Origin of the sequence: Alcanivorax sp. UBA3183 (assembly GCF_002364155.1) — a bacterium.
GTDB lineage: Bacteria > Pseudomonadota > Gammaproteobacteria > Pseudomonadales > Alcanivoracaceae > Alcanivorax > Alcanivorax jadensis.
Genome location: NZ_DEXN01000007.1, coordinates 27,271 through 31,159, shown reverse-complemented (window position 1 = coordinate 31,159; position 3,889 = coordinate 27,271). Strand labels below are relative to the sequence as shown.

Annotated in this window: 4 protein-coding genes; 2 read left to right on the top strand and 2 right to left on the bottom strand. The window is 61.4% G+C overall.

The features are described 5' to 3' along the window. Positions 1-225 (bottom strand): DUF924 family protein (locus B3Q33_RS03070; RefSeq protein ID WP_286826824.1); only part of this gene is annotated, 225 nt, incomplete at its 3' end. After that, on the bottom strand, positions 218-853 hold the full coding sequence (locus B3Q33_RS03065; protein WP_035244368.1) for an arylesterase: 636 nt from the start codon (positions 851-853) through the stop codon (positions 218-220). The genes B3Q33_RS03070 and B3Q33_RS03065, both read right to left, overlap by 8 nt. On the opposite strand from B3Q33_RS03065, the gene B3Q33_RS03060 reads away from it, so the two are divergent. Beyond that, positions 852-1,529, top strand: coding sequence for an ABC transporter ATP-binding protein (locus B3Q33_RS03060; RefSeq protein WP_035244367.1), 678 nt, complete (start codon positions 852-854; stop codon positions 1,527-1,529). The two genes, B3Q33_RS03065 and B3Q33_RS03060, sit on opposite strands and share 2 nt — an antisense overlap. Then, positions 1,522-3,889: ABC transporter permease (locus B3Q33_RS03055; protein WP_286826821.1), on the top strand; the 2,368-nt coding region annotated here is incomplete at its 3' end. The genes B3Q33_RS03060 and B3Q33_RS03055, both read left to right, overlap by 8 nt.

Here is a 3,889-nt window from a genome sequence, read left to right as displayed (position 1 = left end):
CAGAATCAATGCCAGCCGTGACTGCGGCTGGCGCTCCCAGTCCACCAGTTCCTGCTGTATCGCCGCCTCCACATAAACGCCGAAGCGATGCTCAATCTCCGCATCATCACCGGCACTGGCGCGAAACCATTTGCGGGTCACGGATGCCTGTGGCCATTCCTGGCTCAGGCCATCCTCAAACCAGTAATTGAGTACGTCCTGCCAGGGGGGCGTCAATTCAAACACTGTCACCTCCGGTGGCTTCACCACACTGCTCCGGCAATAAAGGCTCAAGCACGGAAGAGGCATGGGCCTTTAACAGGGGCTGAGCTGCCGCGGTGGGATGAATGCCATCTTTCTGCATCCAACCCTGCTCCACCACGCCTTCCAGAAAAAACGGGAACAACGGCACCTGTTTGTCGTCAGATACCTGACGGAACTGTTGTTCGAACAGACGGGTATACTGTGGTCCGTAATTGGGGGGAATACGCATGCCGAGTAATATCGGTGTGGCGTCAGCCGCACGGCTTTTCTCGATCATCTGTGCCAGATTGTTGCCCATGGCAATGGGGGACAGACCGCGCAGGCCATCATTACCACCCAGCTCGATGATCAAGATTTGCGGCGCATGTTTTTCCAGCAATGCTACCAGCCGGCTATTGCCGCCGGCGGTGGTTTCACCGCTGACCGACGCATTGATCACGGGGAAATCACGGCAGCGCTGTTCCAGTTCTTTCTCCAGCAGGGCGACCCAGCCTGCGGATTTTTCAATCCCGTAGGCGGCACTGATACTATCGCCCAGAACCAGTAAGCCCCTGGCCTGCACGGACAGCGCCGCCATGGTCAGAATTGCCACTAAAAGAAGCCGAATCATGAACACACAATCTCCCGTATTAAGCGCCCGAAACCTTGGCAAACGTGTACAGGGACCAGAGGGCGGGCTGGATCTGTTGCAGGATATCACGCTGGAAGTGAATGCCGGTGACAGTCTGGCCATTACCGGGCCGTCAGGTTCCGGCAAGTCCACCCTGCTGTCCCTGTTGGCCGGGCTGGATGTGCCCACCAGCGGCGAGGTCCTGCTGGGAGACAAGCCGTTCAGTAGTGGCAGCGAAGACCAACGGGCCCGCCTGCGTGGCGAGCAATGCGGGTTTGTGTTCCAGCATTTCCAGTTGGTGGCTGATCTCACCGCCCAGGAAAACGTGATGCTGCCGCTGGAAATCCTTGGCCGTGGCAAAGCCCGTGACACTGCCCGCCATTGGCTCGACCAGGTCGGACTGGGCAAGCGCTGCCATCACTTCCCTGCGCAGCTTTCTGGCGGGGAACAGCAACGCGTTGCGCTGGCCCGGGCCTTTGCGGTGTCGCCCTCCCTGTTGTTCGCCGATGAGCCCACCGGTAGCCTGGATTATGCCAATGGCGAGCATGTGGCAGACCTGCTGTTTTCCCTGAACCAGGAACAGGGCACCGCCCTGGTACTGGTCACCCATGACCAGACTCTGGCCCGGCGTTGCAGCCGAGCCATGTCCCTGGTGGAGGGCCGTCTTGGTGTTTAAGGCCTGGCGTTCCCCCGCATTCCGCGTTCAGGCACTGGCGGTGCTGGTGGCAGCCTTTGCCATGACCGCCATGCTGATTCTGCGCGACACCGTGGACCAACGATTCAACCAGCGGACCGCCGTTGCCCTGGGTGCAGACCTGATTCTGGAAGGCACTCGCTTCCCAGAGCCGGCACAACGACAGCAACTGGCAGAAACCCGTCACGCGGAAAGCGTGAAATTTTCCAGCGTGCTGGTGAATGACGACAGCTTCCTGCTCGCCAGCATCAGGGCGGTATCTGCCGGCTTCCCGCTCTATGGTGAGATCCAGATCAGTGACAGCCGCTTTGCGGATCCGTATCCGGTCGACCATGGTCCACAACAGGGCCATATCTGGATTGCCGGCACCGGGCTGGACCGTCTGGGTTTACAGACTGGCGAGTTCATTACCATGGGCGAGCGCAGCCTGCTGATCGATAAAGTCATCGTCCAGGAACCGGATCAACAGGCCGGTTTCTACAGCATGAACCCGCGGGCCCTGATCCATATTGATGATCTGCAAAGCGCCGGGATACTCGGTGAAGGCAGTCGCTACCGCCATAACCTACTGGTGGCTGCCGATGATGCCGCGCGCCAGCAGCTGGAGAGTCGCCTGACCCCGGGACTGCGTCCGGACCAGGAACTGGAAACCGTGGCCAATACCGAGCTGCGCAGTCGCGGGCCGGTAGAGCAGCTTTTCCTCTGGTCGCAATTAGCCGTGATGCTGGTGGTGTTGCTGTGCGCGGCAGCCATCTACCTGACCTCGAGCCACCGTGCCCGTCACCAGCAAACGCTCTGCGCCGTGATGAAAACCGTGGGCGCCAGCCAGGCAGCCATTGTCCGCCGCTTGCTGGGCGGCGACGCCCTTGCCCTGTTGATCCCCACACTTGCCGGTATTGCCCTGGCCAGTGCGCTGGGCCTGTATCTGATCACTCTGATGGGGGGAGGCATGGCCTTTCCCATTACCGCTCCGGTATTGGGCCTGTTTGGCCCGGTGCTACTGTGGCTGGGGTTTGCTGCACCGACGTTGTGGGCGCATCTGGGCCTGCCAGCCACCGCCTTGCTGCAACAGCGTGACAGCCAGCCCGGCCGTCAGCGCTGGACCCTGCTAATCGCCCTGCTCACGCCGATCCCACTGGCCGCCGTCATGAGCGGTTCACTGACCAGTCTGTGGCCCCTGCTACTGCTGACCTTTGCCATCGCGGTGGGGCTGCCGCTGCTGCTGTGGCCGCTGGTGTCGTTACTGGACCGAGCCAGCGGCAGGATGCCGCTGGCTGCCCGCCTGGCTCTGCGTCGCCTGAGCCGTCGTAAGGCAACAACGCTGCCCCTGCTGGCGGCGCTGGTGGTATCGCTGGCGGTATTGTCCATGTCGATCCAGACCGGCAGGCAGTTGTTGAGCGACTGGCGCTCTACCCTGCCGGAAAACGCACCCAACTACTTTGTCATCAACCTGTTTGACCAGGATCTGGCGCCTTTCAATGACTGGCTGACACAACACAACAGCGATAGCCAGCCTCTCTATCCCGTGGTTCGCGCCCGGCTTACCGCTATTAACGGCGAGCCTGTGCGTGATGCCGTGACCAAGGAGCAGGACCGGGGCGATCGGGCATTGAACCGGGATCTGTCTCTCACCGAGGCGGATAGCCTGCCTGACAGCAACGAGCTACTGGAAGGTCGCTGGGTCGAGCGGTCCGGTGAAGTCACCGTGGAAAGTGAGCTGGCGGAGTCACTGGGGCTGAAGCTGGGTGACCAGCTGACCTTTACCGGGTCGTCCACGCCCATCGAGGCGGAAATTGTCGGCTTGCGGGACGTGGACTGGGAAAGCTTTGCGCCTAACTTCTATTTCATGTTTTCCGCGGGCACGCTGGATGCCCAGAGCCGCACCTGGATCACCAGTTTTTATCTGGCCCCCGAGGAAAGCACTGAACTGGGTAGTCTGGTGCAACAGTTTCCGCAGATCAGTCTACTGGACGTGAACGCCATCCTTGCCACCCTGGAGGACATCGTTGCCCAGGCCAGCCGCGCCGCTTTCTTTGTGGGACTGATGCTGATGCTGGCGGCCCTGCTGGTACTGGCTGCCGCCCTGCTGGCAACCGCTGACCAGATGCGCAAGGACAACCGGCTGCTGGTCGTCATCGGCGCCCGCCAGAGCCTGCTTCGACGCACTGCGGCCCTGCAGGCCCTGTTCCTGATCGGTGGTGCCGCCCTGCTGGCCAACCTGATTCACTTTGCCGCGCTGTTTCCACTGGGCCAGAAACTGTTCGACGGGGAGTTGCCGTTGAGCCTGTGGTTGCTGCTGCCCTGGGGGGTGACGGCTTTGCTGGTGCTGGCGGCTCGGCTGG